This window comes from Mycobacterium sp. E1214 (assembly GCF_001666755.1).
Taxonomy (GTDB): domain Bacteria; phylum Actinomycetota; class Actinomycetes; order Mycobacteriales; family Mycobacteriaceae; genus Mycobacterium.
The window spans coordinates 30,905-51,218 of sequence record NZ_LZJC01000013.1; the positions used below are offsets into that span (position 1 = coordinate 30,905).

General features: G+C 68.3%; 14 protein-coding genes. 8 read left to right on the forward strand and 6 right to left on the reverse strand.

Translation table 11 applies throughout. The annotated features are described in order from the left end of the window. Positions 1–12 precede the first annotated feature (12 nt). The gene (locus A5700_RS01120; protein WP_068068989.1) at positions 13–1,647 is read left to right on the forward strand and encodes an ABC transporter family substrate-binding protein; all 1,635 of its coding nucleotides are present in this window, start codon (positions 13–15) and stop codon (positions 1,645–1,647) included. On the opposite strand, the gene A5700_RS01125 is transcribed toward A5700_RS01120, so the two are convergent. From A5700_RS01125 to A5700_RS01135, 3 genes are all read right to left on the reverse strand, one after another. Next, complete coding sequence (locus tag A5700_RS01125) at positions 1,634–2,878, reverse strand: alpha/beta hydrolase (protein WP_068068911.1); 1,245 nt, start codon at positions 2,876–2,878, stop codon at positions 1,634–1,636. The genes A5700_RS01120 and A5700_RS01125 overlap by 14 nt on opposite strands. Positions 2,879–2,968: 90 nt before the next feature. Continuing rightward, positions 2,969–5,596, reverse strand: coding sequence for an ATP-binding protein (locus A5700_RS01130; protein ID WP_068068914.1), 2,628 nt, complete (start codon positions 5,594–5,596; stop codon positions 2,969–2,971). Continuing rightward, positions 5,593–6,744, reverse strand: coding sequence for an exonuclease SbcCD subunit D (locus A5700_RS01135; protein WP_068068917.1), 1,152 nt, complete (start codon positions 6,742–6,744; stop codon positions 5,593–5,595). The genes A5700_RS01130 and A5700_RS01135 overlap by 4 nt, the downstream gene beginning before the upstream one ends. Positions 6,745–7,264: 520 nt before the next feature. On the opposite strand from A5700_RS01135, the gene A5700_RS24855 reads away from it, so the two are divergent. Together A5700_RS24855 and A5700_RS01145 are read left to right on the forward strand one after the other, a co-directional pair. Beyond that, a complete protein-coding gene (locus A5700_RS24855) occupies positions 7,265–8,758 on the forward strand; it encodes a hypothetical protein (protein ID WP_369828198.1) in 1,494 nt (497 codons plus the stop codon). A gap of 1,203 nt (positions 8,759–9,961) precedes the next feature. Beyond that, positions 9,962–10,468 carry a histidine phosphatase family protein gene (locus A5700_RS01145; protein ID WP_068068923.1) on the forward strand — a complete coding sequence of 169 codons (507 nt, stop codon included), beginning with the start codon at positions 9,962–9,964 and terminating at the stop codon, positions 10,466–10,468. A gap of 1 nt (position 10,469) precedes the next feature. On the opposite strand, the gene A5700_RS01150 is transcribed toward A5700_RS01145, so the two are convergent. Beyond that, complete coding sequence (locus A5700_RS01150) at positions 10,470–11,042, reverse strand: DUF3558 domain-containing protein (protein ID WP_369828199.1); 573 nt, start codon at positions 11,040–11,042, stop codon at positions 10,470–10,472. Continuing rightward, positions 11,039–11,596, reverse strand: a complete 558-nt coding sequence (locus A5700_RS01155; protein ID WP_068068993.1) for a DUF3558 domain-containing protein — start codon at positions 11,594–11,596, stop codon at positions 11,039–11,041. Before A5700_RS01155 ends, A5700_RS01150 begins: the two co-directional genes overlap by 4 nt. A 180-nt stretch (positions 11,597–11,776) precedes the next feature. On the opposite strand from A5700_RS01155, the gene A5700_RS01160 reads away from it, so the two are divergent. From A5700_RS01160 to A5700_RS01180, 5 genes are all read left to right on the forward strand, one after another. Further along, on the forward strand, positions 11,777–13,531 hold the full coding sequence (locus A5700_RS01160) for an ABC transporter ATP-binding protein (protein WP_068068925.1): 1,755 nt from the start codon (positions 11,777–11,779) through the stop codon (positions 13,529–13,531). After that, on the forward strand, positions 13,528–15,384 hold the full coding sequence (locus A5700_RS01165; RefSeq protein ID WP_068068928.1) for an ABC transporter ATP-binding protein: 1,857 nt from the start codon (positions 13,528–13,530) through the stop codon (positions 15,382–15,384). The genes A5700_RS01160 and A5700_RS01165 overlap by 4 nt, the downstream gene beginning before the upstream one ends. A gap of 113 nt (positions 15,385–15,497) precedes the next feature. Continuing rightward, positions 15,498–16,196, forward strand: a complete 699-nt coding sequence (locus A5700_RS01170; RefSeq protein WP_068068931.1) for a hypothetical protein — start codon at positions 15,498–15,500, stop codon at positions 16,194–16,196. A gap of 185 nt (positions 16,197–16,381) precedes the next feature. Continuing rightward, entirely contained in the window at positions 16,382–17,497 is a 1,116-nt protein-coding gene (locus tag A5700_RS01175) for a BTAD domain-containing putative transcriptional regulator (RefSeq protein ID WP_068068936.1), read from the forward strand. Between the two features lie 176 nt (positions 17,498–17,673). Then, a complete protein-coding gene (locus A5700_RS01180; RefSeq protein WP_068068939.1) occupies positions 17,674–19,518 on the forward strand; it encodes a serine/threonine-protein kinase PknH/PknJ in 1,845 nt (614 codons plus the stop codon). A 4-nt stretch (positions 19,519–19,522) separates the two neighbouring features. On the opposite strand, the gene A5700_RS01185 is transcribed toward A5700_RS01180, so the two are convergent. Continuing rightward, positions 19,523–20,107, reverse strand: a complete 585-nt coding sequence (locus A5700_RS01185; protein ID WP_068068942.1) for a hypothetical protein — start codon at positions 20,105–20,107, stop codon at positions 19,523–19,525. Positions 20,108–20,314 lie beyond the last annotated feature (207 nt).

Here is a 20,314-nt window from a genome sequence, read left to right on the forward strand (position 1 = left end):
GCCGCGCTGACGATGGCGTTGGCGGTCTCCGCGTGCTCGCCGGCGATCAACCTCGCCCCGCAGGCGGGGCGCAGCGCCGAGATCGGGACGACCAGCGACATCAACCCGCGCGATCCGGCCACCCTGCGAGACGGCGGCGACCTGCGCCTCGCGTTCACCGAATTCCCGCCCAACTTCAACGTGTTGCACATCGACGGCAACTCGGCGGAGGTCAACGGCATGATGAAAGCCTCCATGCCGCGGGCGTTCGTCATCGGCCCGGACGGCTCGACCACGGTGGACACCGACTACTTCACCAGCGTCGAACTCACCCGCACCGACCCGCAGGTGGTCACCTACACCATCAATCCCAAGGCCACCTGGTCCGACGGCACCCCGATCACCTGGCGGGACATCGCGGCGCAGATTCACGCGTTGAGCGGGGCCGACAAGCACTTCGAAATTGCCGGGCCGAGCGGCGCCGACCGCGTCGCGTCGGTGACGCGCGGCGTCGATGACCGGCAGGCGATCATGACGTTCGCCAAACCCTACGCGGAATGGCGGGGGATGTTCGCCGGCAACAACATGCTGCTGCCCGCCAGCGTGACGGCCACCCCCGACGTCTTCAACACCGCGCAGCTGGAGGCGCCCGGGCCGTCGGCGGGCCCGTTCATGGTGGCCTCGTTGGACCGCACGACGCAGCGAATCGTATTGCGGCGCAACCCGAAATGGTGGGGCGCCCGGCCGCGCCTGGATTCGATCACCTATCTGGTGCTCGACGACGCGGCCCGGCTGCCCGCGTTGCAGAACAACACGATCGACGCCACCGGGGTCGGTTCGGTGGACCAGCTGACCATCGCCGAGCGCACCAAGGGCATCTCGATCCGGCGCGCGCCCGCGCCCAGCTGGTCGCACTTCACGTTCAACGGCGCGCCGGGCTCGATCCTGGCCGACCCGGCGCTGCGCGTCGCCGTCTCCAAGGGCATCGACCGGCGGACCATCGCCAAGGTCGTCCAATACGGCCTCACCAATGACCCGGTGGCGCTGGGCAACCACATCTACGTCGACGGCCAACAGGGCTACCGCGACAACAGCGCCGTGGTCCCCTACGACCCCGCCGGGGCCGAACGCGAGCTGGACTCGTTGGGCTGGAAGCGGGTGGGCCAATTCCGCGAAAAGGGCGGCCGCCAGCTGGTGATCCGGGACCTGTTCTTCGACGCCCAGAGCAGCCGCCAATTCGCGCAGATCGCGCAGCACAGCCTCGCGCAGGTCGGCGTCAAGCTCGAACTCGTAGCCCGTTCCGGCAACGGCTTTTTCACCAACTACGTCAACGTCGGCGACTTCGACATCGCCCAATTCGGTTGGCAGGGCGACGCCTTCCCCTTGTCGGCGCTCACCCAGATCTACAAGTCCGACGGCGAAAGCAATTTCGGCAAGATCGGCAGCCCCCAGATCGACGACGGGATCGAACGGACGCTGGAAGAACTCGACCCGGTGAAGGCGCGGGCGTTGGCCAACGACCTCGACAGGCTGATCTGGGCGGAGGGTTTCAGCCTGCCGCTCACCCAGTCACCGGGCGACGTCGCGGTGCGCAGCACGCTGGCGAACTTCGGCGCGGCCGGGTTGGCGGACCTCAACTACTCCGCTATCGGGTTCACGCGGGATTGAACCGCCGGCGCACGAACGCCGGGATCGGCAGGGCGGCCTCGATGATGGCGGCCAGTTCGACCGCCTTCCACAGCAGCCGTACCTCGGGGCGCGCCGGCAGCGCGTCCAGCGCCGACGCCCGCGCGACGAGACCGTCGGCCTGGCCGCGCCACACCGCGTGCGCGACGGCGAGGGCGGCCGGCTCGCGGAAGTCAATGGCGCTGTGCGCCATGGTGGGCAGGTGCACGAGCGCCGCCGCGGGTATGAGGTGCGCGACGCGCTGCGCCACCGCGGGCGGGGTGATGAGGTCGCGGCCGCCCGAGACGACGGCGGTGGGCCAACCGAACTTCGGCATCTCGGCCACCAGGTCGTAGGGCTCGTCCTCGAACGTGGCCGTCTGGGTCCGCGACACCCGTTCGGCGACGGCGGGATCCAGCGGTAGGCCGTCGGGCTGGGCCGCGTAGTCCAACTCGCGGAACGCGATCCGGCTCACCAGATCCTCTTCGTAACGAAACGGCAGATGGCTCAGGGTGGTGAATCGGGAAATGAGCCACCACAACAGCTTTCGGCCGTCGAGGAGCAGGTCGACCTGCCGCTCGAGCAGCGCGGCGCCGCCGTAGCCATACATCGTCGCGACGACGTGCGTCGCGCCCGGGCCCATCACCCCGGCGTCGACGAGCTTGCGCATCTTGGGCGCCAGCGCGGCGGTTTCGGGGCTGTCGCCCCGCAGCAACAGCCGCCGGATCGCGCGCCGCACGATGACGATGTCGTGCCGGGACAGCAGCGGCGAATCGAGGACCATGGCCCGTACCCGGCCGGGATGACGCACGCCGACGCCGGCCGCGATGTAGGTGCCGTACGACGCCCCGTAAATGACCGCCGACTTTACGTGCGCGTCGTCGAGGACGGCGGCGATGTCGTCGACGACCTGATTCACGGTGAAGGCCTCGGGCGGCAGGTCGGCGCCCGCGTCGTCGTGGCGGGACAGCCCGACGCCGCGGTGCTCGACCATGATGACGTCCAGGCCCGCGGCCGCCGCGCGGCGCCGCAGTCCCCGGTACATCTGCACCGAGGCCACGCCGGGGCCGCCCGGGATGATGACCAGCGGATGGGCGGACTTACGGCCCGCCCGCACGTAGTAGAGGTCGAACTCCTCGGCGCCGTCCGGCGAGATCGGCCGGCGGATGGGCCGCACCCCGGGTAACGCGGCGAGCTTCTGTTGGGTGCGGCGCCGCTTCGCATCCATCGTCATCGGAGTCGGCCCGCCATGACCATATTCTGCAGACGCCGCCCGCCGCGACCAATCCGCCGTCCTCGTCGGCGCGTTCGCGCTGTTCAGCCGCTAGGCGGACAGGTCGATGCGGTGCGCGCCCTTGACCCCGTCGTATCGGTCGGGACTGCACGTCAGGACGATGACCTGCCCGTGCGTGCCGACGGTGTCGAACAGCTCGCCCATTCTGGCCAGCCGGTCGGGGTCGGTGAAGCCGAGCGCGTCGTCGACGACCACCGGCACGGCATCCTCCTTGGCGACCAACGCCGCGCCCGCCAGCCGGGCCAGGATGCCGAGTTGCTCCTTGGCCCCGCCGGACAGGGATTCGTACGGCACCGTGACACCGTCGAGCGTGCGGCTGCGGATGCACAGGTCGCTGTCGACGTCGACCTCGAAGGTGGGCCCGAACACCGGGCGGCCGAGCCGCTGCAGTTCCGCACGATAGGGCTCGACGTAGCGCTGCCGGGTGGTGTCGCGGTGCCGCGTCATGACCGTCCGCAGCAGCTGCGCGGCGCGCGCCCGGCCGCCGACGCGGATGTGCTCGCTGGCGGCCTGCTCCCGCTCCGCCTCCGCGACGTCCAGCTTGCCCTGACGCCCCTCGCTGCCGAACACCGAGAGCTCGATGTTGACGTCCTGCAACGCGCGGATCGTGTCCTCGTAGCGCTCGCGCAGCGCGGTGTCGTGCTTCGTGGCCTCGGTCAATTCGCTGGCCACCGCGTCCGGCGCCGCGGCCGCCAACTCGTCGGCGAGGTCGGCGGCCCGCCGCTGCGCCGCGAGCGCCGCGTCCTGCGCCGCGCTCGCCGACACCGTCAGGTCCTGGTCGCCGATCGAGGCCCGCGCCGCGGCGAGCCGAGCGGTCGCCGCGTCGAGCTCACCGATTTGGCCGTCGCGCCGATTCCGCAAAACCGTTGCTGTGGTGCTTATTTCGGCGAGGCGCGCCGTCGCTGCCGCGGCCCGCTGCCGGTGCAGCGCGCAGTCAGCGAACGCCGCCTGCCAAGTTGTTTCCAGCGCTTCGAGTTCGGCGCGGGCGACGCTCAGGTCGGTCACCACCGGGTCGTCGGGCTGGGCGGCCGGTTGGCCCGCACGCAGTTGCGTGACTCGGGACCGCAGCTCGTCGACCCGTTCGTCCCCGCAAAGCCCCGCCAGGGTGGCGGTCAGCTGGTCGCGCCTGCTTTGCAGGTCACGCCGGCGCAGGTCGGCCGCCCGCGCGGCCGCGAGATCGGCGACCTCGGCCGCGGCCAGGGCGGTGACCAGATCCTGTTGCGCGGCGGCGTGTTTGGCGTGCACGTCCAGCGTGGTGGCGCCCGGGGTGACCCGCACGGTCAAGATGCCGGGAACCTGCACGGTGGTGGGGCCGGCGGCGGTGCCCGACCAGGACTGGCCGGCCGACAGCGCGACCCGTTGGTCGCCGACGGCGAGCTCGATGTCCGCGGCCGCGGTGAACTCCACCGCGGCGCACATCGATGCCAGCTGGTCGCCGGTGCGCTCGACCGCGGCCGCCGCGTCCTCGATGCGGCGCAGCGACTCGCCGGTGATCGCGATGGCGCTGAGCTCTTCGCGGATCCGCTCGCGGTCCCGCTCGACGTCGTCGATCTTGGCCAATCGCGCGCCAAGCCGGTCGGCCTCCTCGCGCTGCGCGAGTCGCTCGACGGCGCCGCGGGCGGCCTGCACGCGGTAGTGCAGATCGTCGAGCGCCGCGGCGGCTTGCTGCACGGCGGCTTCGGCGGCCTCCGCCTCGACCCGAGCTACCGATTCTGCGTCGGCGGCGTCCTGCGCCTCGGCCGTCACGCCGGCGATACCTGTTGTCCGCGTGTCGATCTCGGCGAGCAGCTCGGTGCGGGCGCGGTGGGCGGCGACCGCCGCGGTGCAGGACGCCACCGCGGCGGCGGCCACCAGGTCGGCCTCCCGCGCCTTCGCGGTCAGTTCGGCGACGGCGTCGGCGGCGGCCCGTGCGGCCTGTAGGCGCGGCGCGGCGGCGACGCGCTCGGCGGACAACTCGGACACCTGTTCGGTCAGGCAGGCGTGGCGGGCGACGCGGTCGTCGACCTCGGCGACGGCCGCCGCGCATTCGGCTACCGCCTTCTCCGCGTCGGTCAGCCGCGCGATCGCGGCGGCCCACTCCCCCGTGGGGCGCCCGGTGGGGGTGAAGTAGCGGCCGTACTCGGCGTCGATCCGCTCGATCAGCAGCGGCTCGGCGCCGGAAAGCGCGCCGGTGTCACCGGCGGCGATGTCGAGCGCCCGCGACAACGCGTCACACCCGGATAGATCCACCGCCGCGGTGGACGCGGACTGCAACACCCGCTGGGCGTGCCAGAGGTCGCTGTCGACCGTCTCGGCCAGCATCGCCCGGACCCGCTCGTGCGCCTCGTCACCGGTCAATTGCTCGCGGTGCGGCCGCAGCAACGTCAGCTCCGTCTCACACTTCTTGTGAAACCGCTTGCGATAGACGAATCGGTAAGGCCCACAACTGAGTTCGGCCTTGACTTCCGAGCCGACGTCGCTGTGGGTGGGCTTGACCTGCTTGACTTCCTTCTTCGTCGAGCGATCCCTGGACTCCAACAGCAGGTCGAGGGCCTCGATCATCGACGACTTGCCGATCTCGTTGGCGCCGGAGACCACCACGACGCCGTGGTCGGGAAACTCGAGCTCCCGATGCTCGATACCGCGATAGTTGGTTAGCGTCAACCGGTGCAGCTTCATGCGGCCCCGCGATCGGCGAGTCGGAGCAGCAGCGCCAGCGCGGCCTGCGCGTCACCGGCGGCCTCCGTATCCGTTTCCCTTGCCGTGGCGACCAATTCGTCGACGGCGGCGGCGGCGAATCCGCCGATGCCCAGGTCGCTGAATTCGCCGTCGGCGGGAATCACCGCCAGGTCGGTGTGGCGGTCCCACATCCCGAGCCGCGCGAACAACCGCGCGTACTTGTCCAGACACCCATCGAGTGCCGCGCGGTCGGTCACCGTCAGGGACCCGGTCAGCGCCAGCCGCACCACGGTGCGGTCCTTGTGGGTCATCAGGTCGAGGTTGATGTCCAGGTCGGCGATATCGCGGCTGTTGTCGACCTGCCGGTGCATGGTGACGAATCGCCAGCGCCCGACGTGCCGCGCCTGCACCGAGACCGCGCGGTGCGGGTCGTCCTCGTCGATGTCGACCACGAGGACGTGGCCGGGGTCGGCTTCGACGTCGTCGTAGTTGGTGACCTCCGGCGACCCGGAGTACCACACCCGGCCGCTGCTGCCGACTCGAGTGCGAGAGTGCTTGTCGCCCAACGCCGCATAGTGCACCGCGCCGCGGACCAGCGCGTCTTCCAGGTTCGCCAGGCGGATCAGCGACGGCTTGTCGCGGTCGGGGTCCAGCTCGTCGACCCCACCGTGCGCGACGAGCACCCGGGTGGCCGGGGCCGGGGGCAGCCCGTCGAGGACGTCGGCGACGAGGTCCGACGTCGGCGCCTTGGAACGCCATGGCGCAGCGACGATCTCCACCCCCGGGCGTACCTGATGCACACCGGGCCGGTCGAGGACCACGACGTTGTCGGGGCACTCGCCGGTGAACAGCGCGCCGGTGTACACCGACGAGGCGTCCAACGGGTCGTGGTTGCCCGGCAGCAAATAAACGGGAATTCCGATGGCGCGCATGGCTTCCAGCGACTGGCCGATGACCGCCGGTGGCAGCTGATTGTGTTCGAAGACGTCCCCGGCGACCACCACGAATTCGGCGCCCACTTCGGCCGCCAGCTGTCCCAGCCCGGCCACCGCGTCGCGGCGGGCCGCGGAATAGCGCGGCTGCGCGTCACCGGCCAGGAAGTGCCGGGTCATGCCCAGCTGCCAGTCGGCGGTGTGCAGGAATCGCATCCGGAAACCCCTTTCGAACTGCGTGACTACCAGGGCACCGCGAGCTTAAGGCTGTGCACTGACAAGACGCGGGACCTCGGTCGGCAGGTCTTTGTCCGGTATGTAGAGGTACGGGCGGTCGACCGTCTTGCGGATTGTGCGTCAATTTGTCGAGGCCGTGGTGGATTGCCGCTACGCAGTAGGTCCACGGTCCGTTGGCGGACGTGAGGAAATCTTGTTTGTCGCCGATATCCGCCACGAGCGAAGTGCGGTTGGAATCGCCGAGACCTAGGCTGAGGCGCCACGCGAGACATCGACACCATCGACGGCGACTCCGGCTGGTGACCGGAGCTTGGCGCATCCGCGGCGGCCCGCCAAGCACCACCCTGATTGACGCACTCCTCGACGAGCGGTCCCAAGCGCGTCGTGCCGCCATGTCACGCGAAACGGACGTGCACGACCGCACCACCGCGGTAGCTTCGTAGGTGCTTTTACAGCGTGTGGCGAGGTCACGGGCGGTGCGATGCTAGATATTGCGGACTTGATCGCGAAGGCGGGGGGCAATCCCTGGGCGATCAATAGGAGCCTGCAGGCGGGCAGCCCACTGCAGATCAACAATCTCGCGCAGGCCTTTCACGATGCTGGGCGGTGCACCACGGCGGCCAGCGAGGAATTCGCCCAGGCCAAGAAGCGGTTTGACGCGGCCTGGAACCATCAGGACGGTGACCACCCAATTAACGACTCAGCCGAAGTGCAGCGGGTGGCCAAAGCCCTTGGCACACAGTCGTTGCAGCTGCCGATGATCGGTTCCCATTTGGAAGACATTGCCGCTGCTCTGGCCGAAGCACAGAAGCGCGGGAAAACGGAGATCGAAACGCTGAATCATCAATTGCGGCTGCTCGACAAAGTCGTCGTCGCGGCGCAGACCGATCTGGCGAGAGGCGGTCTCACGGAGAACGAACAGCATGCGCTGCAGACGCTAATTGAGGACGCGAAGGCCGACGAGCTGGACGACGTTCGCGATGCGCTGGTCCAGATGCGCCTTATCCGCGGCGTCTACACAAGTGAGCTCCATGCGGGGCAGGCCAGCCTGGTCAAGGACGGATACGACCCCGCGGCGATCTGGGCTGACGACGCGCATTTTGGCCCCGGTGATCCGCCCCTGGATACGCCCCCTGGAACCGGACCACGGATTGATGGGCCAGCGACACCACCCCTACTTGAGGGCCAGAACACTAAAGACCAAGACGACTTGGATTTGTCGATTCCCGGCACCGGCATCGCGCTCGGCGGCGACGGCGCCCATGGTTCCCCGAATATCCTGGTCCCGCCTGACGGTGAGGCGCCCGGCGTCAACGGTCCCAATCCGCTACCGCATCCGCCGGGCACTCGTCCGTTGCCCACCGGAACCGCTGTCGGCCCCAACGGTGAGAAATATGGGTTCTACGGCTTCGTCCCGTTGAAGGGGCCCGACGGACAGCCGAACACTCATTTCTCTGTTCCAGACACCGTTGTGGTCGACCTCGCGCACCCCGACAAGGTGCTGTACACGCTGCATGGCATTTCGCAAGCCAGTGGAGTTTTCGACCCGAACACCGGGAAAATGATCATCATGGGCAACACTGCAGACGGGCAGCGCGGCCTGTGGGAATCCGCTCCCGTCAAGCAGAACGGCAGCTGGGGAAACACTCTCCAGTCCAAGGGGACTTTCAACGGTGAACTTAACGGCAATCGAGAGAGCCAAATTACGGCGCTTCCCGGAAATAAAGGCTTTATGGTCGTCGGTGGAGCCGCCAATAAGCCGATCGTCGGCGCCGTGGCCAGCACTCCCGAAGGCCTGCTAAATGCACCGACACAAACGCTGGTCGGACAGATGCCCGACACCCAGATTCCGTATGGACCTACAATTACCGACATACGGCAAGAAGGGGGCAAGAACGTCGTCACAATGCGCGTCAGCACGTATGGGCTGGGTGTCGGCGTTTACGATCCGAAGACCTACACAACGACTTTTACCGTAACTCCAGGAAGCTGAGAGGGTCCAAGCCGATGAGAACACTACGTCGAGTGCTTACTGCCGCAGCGGCGACCCTCATCGTAGCCACGTCGGCCTGCACACAGTCGCATGCCGACCCGGCATTCCCGGATCCCTCCGGCTACCCGCGCGTCAACGTGTACGACTACGGAATCGCGTTAGCTAACCCCCAGCGTGATCCCACCACAGCCATCTATTTCCTTACACCCGACGGGATTCCGTGCAACTTCCACACCGGAAGCATCGAGTGCATAGGCAACGTCCCCGGCGTACCGGACAACGACAAGAATCCATTTACTTCGGTGTCGACAGATACGGGCATACGAGCAGCAACATCGACTCCGTACACCAACGGCTCTATCCAAGGACATCCCCTTAAGGCGTTACCCCCACTGCAAGCCTTGGCCGCCGGTGGCACCTTCTGTGGAGTCGACGGCTCGGGCGCCACCGCGTGCAAAGACTCGAATGGCCGAGGATTTGTGATCTCGCAACAAGGCACCCGCTGGCTTCCACACGTCTGACGGAGTCCCGCGATCAATAATTGTTATCGCCTGCGGCCGTGGTTGATGGCAACAGCGCAATAAAGCAGAACCATGCCGATGCGCTCGGTGGGACGTAGTCCATATTGATGAACCAGTTCGAGTGTCCGTAGTGGGTGATCGACCCGTCGCGATAGCAGAGGTGTCATCGCGCTGAATTCTGCGAATTGGACTATGGAGTTGATCTTGACGATGTGCCAGCCGGTGTTCGCCACCGTGAGCTTGTTGGTGGCCGACGAGTAGCTGAAGTCGGACGTCTCGTCACTGTTGGTGTCGAAGAGGCTCGCTGGGAATTGTTGAACAACAGCGGTAGTCCTCGTAGTGGTGCTCGCGCGGCGCAACAAGCTGGGAATCCGTTCCTCCGTTGACGAACCGCAACGAGACACTGCCGGGTGTTAGGAGCGCGTCAACGTAGAACCTCGGGTTACTGGCCGCGTTGGCACGACAGATCAACACGTTTGATGCGTTGGAACCGAACCAGTTCTGTGCGGGCACGCCGGAGAAGACGCATGAAACCCCGCACCAACACCCACCACCACCCCGAAAAACTCTTCCACACCGACAACGACGATGACGGGACAACGACGACAACGGCAAGCCAGACCTAAGACGACGACGCGGCGTAGCGCGTCGGGCGCCGCACTGGCTAACGTGATTCCCCGTGATGCGCCAGCGAACCCTGCTCCTGATGCGGCACGCAAAGTCGGACTATCCGGCGGGCGTCGCCGACCACGACCGGCCGCTGGCGCCGCGCGGCATCCGGGAGGCCGGCCTGGCCGGTGAGTGGCTGCGCGCGAACGCGCCGGGCGTCGACGCCGTGCTGTGTTCCACCGCGACGCGTGCGCGGGAAACTCTGGCGCACACCGGCGTTGAAGCGCCCGTCCGCTACGTCGAACGGCTCTACGGCGCCACTCCAGGGATGGTGATCGACGAAATCAACACGGTGAGCGACGACGTCGGCACCCTCTTGGTCGTCGGGCACGAGCCCACGATGTCCGCCCTGGCGCTCGGCCTCGCGGGCGCGCCGGTGGACGGCGCCAGCATCGATGCGGCCGAACGCATTTCGATCAAATACCCGACGTCGGCCATCGCGATCTTCGCCGTGTCCTGCGCGTGGAAGGACGTGGAGCTCGGCCGGGCCACGCTGACCGGATTCGAAGTCCCGCGCTGATCTAGGAGTTCGTCGCGAGCGTCAACTCCATCAGCTTGAGGGCCTGGCCGCACGCGTCGATGCCGGGCGCCTGCGGATTGACCCACCAGCCGACCACGCCCGCCGCGTCGCTGGCCACGCCGCAAGCGCCGTTGGGGTCGTCGGGACGCATCACAATCGAATCGATGCCCACGATCGTGCGCGTCTCGATCTTGTACTTGAGGAACTCCGCGACCTTGCGCTCGTTGCTCAGGCTGCCGCCTTCGAACCAGAACCGCGAGATGTCGATCAGCCCGGCCGGGTTCGCCGCCTGCCAACGGCAGATCGCACCGACGAACGTGCTTTGAATGTCGAGCGGATCCGCCCCCACCGTCTTGGCCAGGATGTCGCTCGTGAGCACCTCACACTCCTTGAGCAGGTTCGGATACTGCTGCTGGGAGTTGTTGTTGCGCGGCGCGTTGCCCCCCGCCTTCACGGCGTTGCCGCCCACCGACTTGGAGCAACCCGTCAAGACGAGCACTGCGGCGATCAGCACCGCCAGGGCGGCGCGGACGACACCGCCAGGACGGGGTTCGCGGCGCATCGAGGGCATCATTTCGAATTCGCAATCGATTGGCGCGCGAGTTCCTTCGCGATGTCGCACGGCGGCGGAAAGGGCTTCTGGCTGAAACTGATCGACCACTCGATGAAGTCGTCCTGGAACTGGATGCCCACTTCGCACAGCGAGTCACCGAGATTGGGCTCGTTTCCGACGGCGATAAAACCGCCGTGGCCGTTGATGTTGATGTCGTCCACGCTCGCCCGCGACAGCTCCTCGGTCTTGCGTTCCCGCCCGATGGGGCTCCCGCGGTACCAGGAGAAGGAGAAGTGCGGCCCGAGGATGCCACCGCCGGCCAGCCACTGGCAGCCCACGGAGTTGCGGGCCGTGTTGATCAGGCCGGTCACCTTGGTCAGCTCCGCCACCGTCTGGTCGCTGATGCCGCCGCATTGGGGAAACATCGGACCGTGGTGGCCCTGCGCGTTGGGAGCCGACGATGTCGCCGTGGACCCCGGTTTGTTGCCGCCCGAGTCGGAGCACGCGGCGACTGAAGGGATCAGGATCGCCAAGGCTGACGCCGCCAGAGCCAACACCCTTGCGCTACGCCGCACAACCACTCCGCCTTTGCTCAGCCCGCTGCTGGTCCACACGATGCACTGTAGCGGCAGCCCAGCGGGTCAACCAGCGACGCGCCTGAGCAGGCAATTCGACCGCCGACGCGGCGTCTGGCCGCGGCCGAGCCGCCGCGGCGGTTGCGGCCCGGCGGCCCGGCGGTGTGCGACAGTTACCCCATGCTCCTGGCACTGCTGCGCCAGTACATCCGGCCGTACCGCCGGCTGGTTGCGGTGCTGATGGTGATCCAGCTGATCAGCACCCTCGCCGCGCTGTACCTGCCGACGGTCAATGCCGCCATCATCGACGAGGGCGTCGCCAAGGGCGACACCGCGACGATCGTCCGGCTCGGAGTGGTGATGCTGGCGGTGACCGGTCTGCAGGCGCTGTGTTCCGTGGCGGCCGTCTACGTCGGGTCGCGGGCCGGGATGGGATTTGGCCGCGACCTGCGCGCGGCGGTGTTCAATCACGTCACCACGTTCTCCGAACACGAGACGGCGCGCTTCGGCGCGCCGACACTGCTGACGCGCAACACCAATGACGTCCGGCAGATCCAATACCTGGTGCAGATCTCGAGCACCGTCTTGGTCGCGGCCCCGTTGACCTGCCTGGGCGGGATCGCCATGGCGATGCGGCAAGAGGCCGCGCTGACGTGGCTCTTGCTTATCAGCGTGCCGGTCATGTTCGTGACCAATTACTGGGTGATGACGCACATGCTGCCGCTGTTCCGCCGGATGCAGGGCCTGATCGACGGCATCAACCGCGTCCTGCGCGACCAACTGGCGGGCGTGCGCGTGGTCCGGGCGTTCGCCCGCGAGGGCTTCGAGCGCGACCGCTTCGCCCGCGCCAACCACGCGCTGTCGGACACCGCGCTGACCGCCGGCAACTGGCAGGCGCTCATGTTGCCGGTCACGACGTTGACCATCAACCTCTCCAGCGTCGCGCTGATCTGGTTCGGCGGCCTGCGCATCGACCGCGGCAGCATGCAGGTCGGGTCGCTCACCGCCTTCTTGGCGTACTTCACGCAGATCCTCATGTCGGTGCTGATGGCCACCATGACACTGGTGGTGCTGCCCCGCGCGTCCGTGTGCGCCGAACGGATCACCGAGGTGCTCGCCACCCGACCCGCCGTCGCCGACCCGCAGACCCCGACGGTCACGCCGGACGCCATCACCGGGTCCGTGCGCCTCGCCGGTGTCACGTTCACCTATCCGGGCGCCGATCGGCCGGTGCTGCACGACATTTCGTTCACGGTCGAACCGGGCACCTGTACCGCGGTCGTCGGCAGCACGGGGTCGGGCAAGTCGACGCTAGTCGCGTTGATCTGCCGGCTCTACGACGCGACCGCCGGCGCGGTCTTCGTCGACGGTGTCGACGTCCGCGAGTACCCCACCGAACGCCTCTGGGCCGCCATCGGGCTGGTGCCGCAACGCGGTTACCTGTTCACCGGGACGGTCGCGGACAACCTGCGCTACGGCGCTCCCCCCGGCCGCGAAGTCACCGACGACGACATGTGGGACGCGCTGCGCGTCGCCGACGCCGACGGATTCGTCCGCGCCCACGACGACGGGCTGCGCATGCGGGTCGCCCAGGGCGGTATCAACTTCTCCGGCGGGCAACGGCAGCGCCTGGCGATCGCCCGCGCGGTGATTCGCCGCCCCGCGATCTACCTGTTCGACGACGCCTTCGCCGCGCTCGACGTGCACACCGAGGCCCGGGTGCGCGCGGCGCTGCGCACCGCCACCGGCGGGGCCACCTCTATCGTTGTCACACAACGCGTTTCGGTGGCCGCCACGGCCGACCAAGTGGTTGTCGTCGACAACGGCACCGTCGTTGGGCGCGGCACGCACGAGGCGTTGCTGACCGGGTGCGCCACCTACGCCGAGTTCGCCGACTCGCAGTCGATCAGCGCCGGGGTGGGGAGTGGCCCGTGAGCGGCGCGACGGACTTCTGGGCCTGCGCCGCGCGACTGGTGAAACGGCTTGCGCCGCAACGCCGGTTGAGCGTGGCGGTGATCGTGTTGGGCCTCACCGGCACGGCCATCGGTGTCGTCGTTCCCCGAATCCTGGGCCACGCCACCGATCTGCTGTTCGACGGCGTCATCGGGCGGCGGCTGCCCGCCGGGATCACCAAGGCGCAGGCCGTTGCCGCCGCGCGCGCCCGGGGCGAAAACACCTTCGCCGACCTGGTGTCGGCGATGAACGTGGTGCCCGGCCACGGCGTGGACTTCGGGGCGGTGGGCCGCACGCTGGCGGTCGCCGCGGCGTTGTATGCCGTTTCGGCGCTGCTGATCTGGGCGCAGGCGCGGCTGCTCAACGTCACTGTGCAGCGCACCATGGTCGCGTTGCGCTCCGACGTCGAGGACAAGATCCACCGGCTGCCGCTGTCGTATTTCGACGGCCGCCAGCGCGGCGAGTTGCTCAGCCGCGTCACCAACGACATCGACAACGTCCAGTCGTCGCTGTCGATGACGCTCAGCCAGCTGCTCACGTCGCTGCTCACCGTGGTCGCGGTGCTGGCGATGATGTTGTCGATCTCCCCGCTGCTGCTGCTGATCACCCTGCTGACGGTGCCGCTGTCGCTGCTCGCCACCCGCGCGATCGTGCGACGGTCGGCGCGGCTCTTCGCCGCCCAATGGGCCAGCGTCGGCCGCCTTAACGCCCACATCGAGGAGACGTACAGCGGTTTCACACTGGTCAAGACGTTCGGACACCAGGGCGCGGCGCGCGCTCAGTTCCGTGCCCTCAACGACGACGTTTATCGCGCGAGTTTCGGGGCCCAGTTCTTCTCCGGGTTGGTCGCGCCCGCCACCACGTTCGTCGGCAACCTCGGCTACGCGGCGGTCGCCGTCGTGGGCGGCCTGCAGGTGGCCACCGGTCACATCACGCTCGGCAACATCCAGGCCTTCATCCAATACGTGCGGCAATTCAACGGCCCCGTGGGGCAGATCGCGGGGATGTACAACGCCCTGCAGTCCGGAATCGCCAGCGCTGGAAGGGTTTTCGAGCTGCTCGACGAACCCGAGGAGACCCCGGGCCCCGAGGCGGCCCTGGGCGCGGCGGCGCGGCCACGCGGGCGCGTCGAATTCCAGCACGTCAGCTTCGCCTACCGGGCGGGTACGCCGGTGATCGAGGACCTGTCGCTGGTGGCCGAGCCCGGCAGCACCGTCGCCATCGTGGGGCCGACCGGCGCCGGCAAGACCACGCTGGTGAACCTGTTGATGCGGTTCTACGAGGTGGACTCCGGCCGGATCCTGCTCGACGGCATCGACATCGCCACGGTCAGCAAGCAGGCGCTGCGGGCACGGATCGGGATGGTGCTGCAGGACGCCTGGCTCTTCGACGGCACGATCGAGGAGAACATCGCCTACGGGCGCCCCGGCGCCGGCCCCGACGAGGTGATCGCGGCCGCCCGGGCGGCCTACGTCGACCGGTTCGTGCACACGCTGCCCGCCGGGTATCAGACCCGCATCACCGGCGACGGTGCCAACATCAGCACCGGCGAGCGGCAGCTCATCACCATCGCCCGGGCCTTCCTGGCCCGGCCGCAACTGCTGATCCTCGACGAGGCGACCAGTTCAGTCGACACCCGCACCGAAGCCCTCGTCCAGCGAGCGACCCGCGAACTGCGCCGTGACCGCACGAGTTTCATCATCGCGCATCGACTTTCGACAATCCGCGACGCCGACCGCATCCTGGTGGTGCAGGGCGGCCGGATCGTCGAACAGGGCAGCCACACCGAACTGCTGGCCCGGCGCGGCGCCTACTTCGCGATGACCCGGGCCTAACACCCAGCGGCTCCAGAACGGCTCCAAGAATCCGTCAAGGATCCTCGAAGGCGCGCGTCGGAGGCTTTTCTCGCAACACCGAACAAGCCACCGATCCGCAAGAGAGGCCCGTCGTGAAGATCAATACCGTCGCCGGGGCCGCCTCGGCCACCTGGTTCGCCCTGGTCGCCTGCGCCGTCGCCGCGGCGCTGTCTGCCCCCGCCTGCGCGGCGGCCGGCGGCATGTACGGCGACCCGGCCGCCGCCGCCAACTACTGGCGCCAGCAGCAGTACGACGACTGTGTCTTGATGTCGAGCGCCGACGTCGTCGGCGAGCTGACCGGCACCCTGCCGTCGGAGCAGGCCATCATCGAGATGGCCCAGACCACGCCGAGCACCGTGCACCCAGGCTCGATCTACGTCAAGCCCGTCAACACCAGCGACCCGGATTCGGGCATGGGCGCCGACATGCGCGACGTGGCCGCCCTGCTTGCCAAGTATCAGGTCCGCGCCAAGCTCACGGACAAGGACAGCGCCGCCGAAACGGGCATCCCCACCGGGATCCCCGGCCTCGAGCAGGCGCTGGGCGCCGGCCGCAAGGTGATCGCCAGCGTGAACTCCGCGCTCATCTGGCACCTGCCCGTCACGGACCGGGACGAGCAGGGGAACCCGCAGACGGATCACGCGGTGGTGGTCACCGGCGTGGACTCGGTCAACGGCATCGTTCACCTCAACGACAGCGGCGCCGAGGACGGCCGCGACGAGCAGGTCCCGGTCAAGCTCTTCAGCGAGGCGTGGGACGCCGGCGACGACGTGATGGTCGTGACGACCTGACGCCGCACCGGCTGGGGAGTCTCCGGCTTGACTCGGCGCGCCCGCGTTGGCGTGGTGTCACAATCACCATTGGCATTACGTGACCGGCGCCCGGCGCCCCCGACGCGGAGAGGCTGAAACGCGTGCAGTTGCGCCCATCCGGGTCGGACGCCGGGCTCGAACTCGGCCTGCTGGGCCCCCTAGAGATGAGCGTCGGGGGCGCGCTGGTGCCCTTGGGCACCCCCAAGCAGCGCGCGGTGCTGGCCGTGCTGCTGATGAACCGCAACAGTCCCGTAGGTGTCGACCGGTTGACCACGGCGCTGTGGGCGGAAGCGCCGCCGTCGGGCGCCCGGGCCAGCCTGCACTCCTACGTGTCCAACCTGCGCAAGCTGATCAACGGCGCCGGGATCGACCCGCGCAACATCCTGGTTCCGGCGCCGCCCGGCTACCGGCTCAACATCCCCGACGCGGCGTGCGACCTCGGGCGGTTCAACATCGACAAGACCGCCGGCGTGCACGCGGCCGCCGCGGGCCGCTTCGACGCGGCCAGCGGGCACCTCAGGGCCGCGTTGGACCAGTGGCGGGGACCCGTGCTCGAAGACCTGCGGGACTTCGCGTTCGTCGACACCTTCGCCACCTCGCTCGTCGAGGAGAAGCTTCTTGTGCACACGGCGCTAGCCGAGTCCGAGATAGCCTGTGGCCGAGCCCAACTGGTGATCGGTGAGCTCGAGGCGCTCACCGCCGAGCACCCCTACCGCGAGCCGTTGTGGGTGCAGTTGATGACGGCCTACTACGTCAGCGACCGCCAATCCGACGCCTTGGCGGCCTACCGCCGCGTGAAGGCATTGCTCGCCGATGAGCTGGGCATCGACCCGGGCGCCACGCTGCGCGAACTCAACGACCGAATCCTGCGCCAGGACCCGCTGGACGCCAGGAAGAACGCCATGACGACCGCGGCCGTCACGATCACGGTGCTCGAGCAGTACACGCTGGTGGCCGAGCGTAGGGCGGCCGCCTATCTGCAGGATGCGTCCGGACGGCGGTATCCCCTGCACGCGACAACGCGGATCGGGCGGCTCAGCGACAACGACATCGTGCTGGACTCGCCGAAGGTCAGCCGCCACCATGCCGTCGTCGTCGACACCGGCGCCAGCTACATCATCAATGACCTGCGGTCCGCCAACGGCGTGCACGTGCAGCAGCAACGCATCCACGCGACCGCCACCCTGCAGGACGGCGACCAATTGCGAATCTGTGACCACGAATTCACGTTCCGGATCACCGGTCACGAGCAGGGCGGGGGGTCGGCCGCGACTCCGTGACCAGCGTGCGGACCGGCGCGGGGCGGCGGCGCCTGGCAAATGTTCTGGGTTACCGTGCGCTGTGGTGGGCCGCGGCCTACCGTCATGATTGCTCGGTCACTGGTTTGCGATTGCGCGGCCTTCCCGCGAGAGTCATGGGGTTGGCGGGCCCGGGGCAGGGCCGGAAGGATTGACGAATGAGCGACGCTGAGACCTCCCGGGTGGGGTCGACGGTGGGCCCCTACCACCTCAAACGGCTGCTGGGCCGCGGCGGGATGGGCGAGGTCTACGAGGCCGAGCACACCGTCAAGGAGTGGACCGTCGCGGTCAAGCTGCTCTCCGACTCCTTCAGCCGGGACCCGGTGTTTCGCGAGCGGATGAAGCGCGAGGCGCGCACCGCCGGGCGCTTGCAGGAACCGCACGTGGTGCCCATCCACGACTACGGCGAGATCGAAGGCCAGATGTTCGTGGAGATGCGGCTGATCGAGGGCATCGACCTCGACAGCGTCCTCAAACGCTTCGGACCGCTGACGCCGCCGCGGGCGGTGGCCATCGTCACCCAGATCGCTTCGGCCGTCGACGCCGCCCACGCGGCCGGCGTCATGCACCGCGACATCAAACCGCAGAACATCTTGGTCACCCGCGACGACTTCGCCTACCTGGTCGACTTCGGCATCGCCAGCGCCACCACGGACGAGAAGCTGACCCAGCTGGGTACCGCCGTCGGCACCTGGAAATACATGGCGCCCGAACGCTTTTCCAATGCCGAGGTCACCTACCGTGCCGACATCTACGCCCTGGCGTGCGTCCTGTTCGAATGCCTGACCGGGTCGCCGCCGTACCGGGCCGACAGCGCGGCGGTGCTGGTGAGCTCGCACATCATGGAGCCCATCCCGCAGCCCAGCGCCCTGCGCCCAGGCATTCCCAAAGCGTTCGACGCGGTGATCGCGCGCGGGATGGCCAAGAAACCCGAGGACCGCTACGCCAGCGCCGGCGACCTGGCCCTGGCCGCGAACCACGCGCTGAGCAATCCCGACCAGGACCACGCGGCGGACATCCTGCGCCGCAGCCAGGAATCGACGCTGCCCACCGCGGACCCGGTGGCGTTCGCCAAGACCGCGGTGACACCCCCGCCCCATACACCGGTCCCGGGTACACCCCCGCCCCACACGCCGCCGCCCAGCGCGCCCAACACCCCGCCGTACTCGAGCGGACCGCTGCCGTGGGCCCCCGACAGCGGACCGGTTGCCACCGGCGCGCAGCCGCCGTACTACCAGGCCGGCGGCGCCAGCTGGGCGGGGCCGCCGCAGTTCACCGCGGCGCCGCCGTGGAGTCAGCCACCGGCCAAGCAGGCGCGCAACCTGTGGCCCGTCATCGCCGCCGTCGCGGTGGTCTTCGTCCTCGTCGCCGCGGGCGTCGGCGTTTGGCTGATCACGCGGCCCACGCCGGCGCCGCCGCCGCCCCCTCCCCTGTCGGCGGACCGCCTCAGCGGGCTGCTGCTGCCCGCGCCCGACGTCAACACCGTCATGGGCGCGTCGGCCATGCAGCCGGGCAAACTCATTACGACCATGGACAATTCGTCGGTGCGGGTGTCGACGTCGGACTGCCAGGGTGCGCTGTACACGACTCAAGATCCCGTCTACGCCGGCACCGGCTACACGGCCATCAACGGGCTGGTCTCCTCAGAACCGGGCGACAATTACGACCATTGGGTGAATCAGGCCGTGGTGCTGTTCCCGTCGGCCGAGAAGGCCAAGGCCTTCCTGCAGGCGTCGACCGACAAGTGGAAGAGCTGCGCGGGCAAGACGGTGACGGTCACCAACAAGAGCAAGACCTACAGGTGGACCTTCGGCCAGGTGCAGGGGGATCCGCCCAAGGTGACGGTAATGGACACCCAGGAGGGCGCCGACGGCTGGGAGTGCGAACGCGCGATGAGCGTGGCCAACAACGTGATCGTCGACATCAACGCGTGCGGCTACCACATCACCGACCAGGCCGGCCAGATCGTGGACAAGATCGTTGCGAAGATCGATGCGCCGTAACGGCTTACGACTGCAAGTCGGGGCCCTGCGCGCGTAGGTCGTCGACCGCCGACATGGCGCCGCGCAGCTTCTCGAGCCATTCCTCGGCGTGTTCGCCGACCAGCTTGACCGACCACGCCAGCGCGTCCGCCCGGGACCGGGCGACCCCCGCGTCGACCAGCGTGTCGAGCACCTGGCGTTCGGGTTGCTTCAATCGCGTCATGACGGGAACGGCGATGTGCGTGAACAGGATTCGCTCCGCGGCGGCGCCGGAACCGACCACCACACCCCAGGAGACCTTGCGCCCGTAACGGCCCTGCGCTTCGTCGGCGATGCGCATCCGCTCCGAACGGGTCTCCTCCCGGAAGCGGGAGGCGCGCCCGGCCGCACGGGCTTGGCTCTCTTGTTTGTCGGCCTCCGCCGCGTCGGCGAGCTTGCCGACCACCGTGATCTCTTCGCGGTCCACGACGACCGTGGGATCGCCGTCGAACCAGGACTCCGGGAGGCGCCCGGCGAACCAGTCCGCGGCGTCACTGGCGTCGGGTTGCTGCGCTTGCTGCCAGCCTCCGGACCGGCCGTGCCGCCGTCCGTGCTCGTGATGCGTTTTCATGATTACATGATTACACCGTTACAGTCATTGCACTCAAGGGATGGCGATGGCGTTCTCCACCGGCGAACGATCACCACGCCTTCGGCGAATCAACCGTTGATACGGCGAGCTCAGCGGCGTAGCTTTGGATGCGAAGCAGGCCCGGAAGCGACCATTCGAAGCGCCGAACAACAGGGTAGAAATTCGGCCGCGTAGGACACGCGTAAG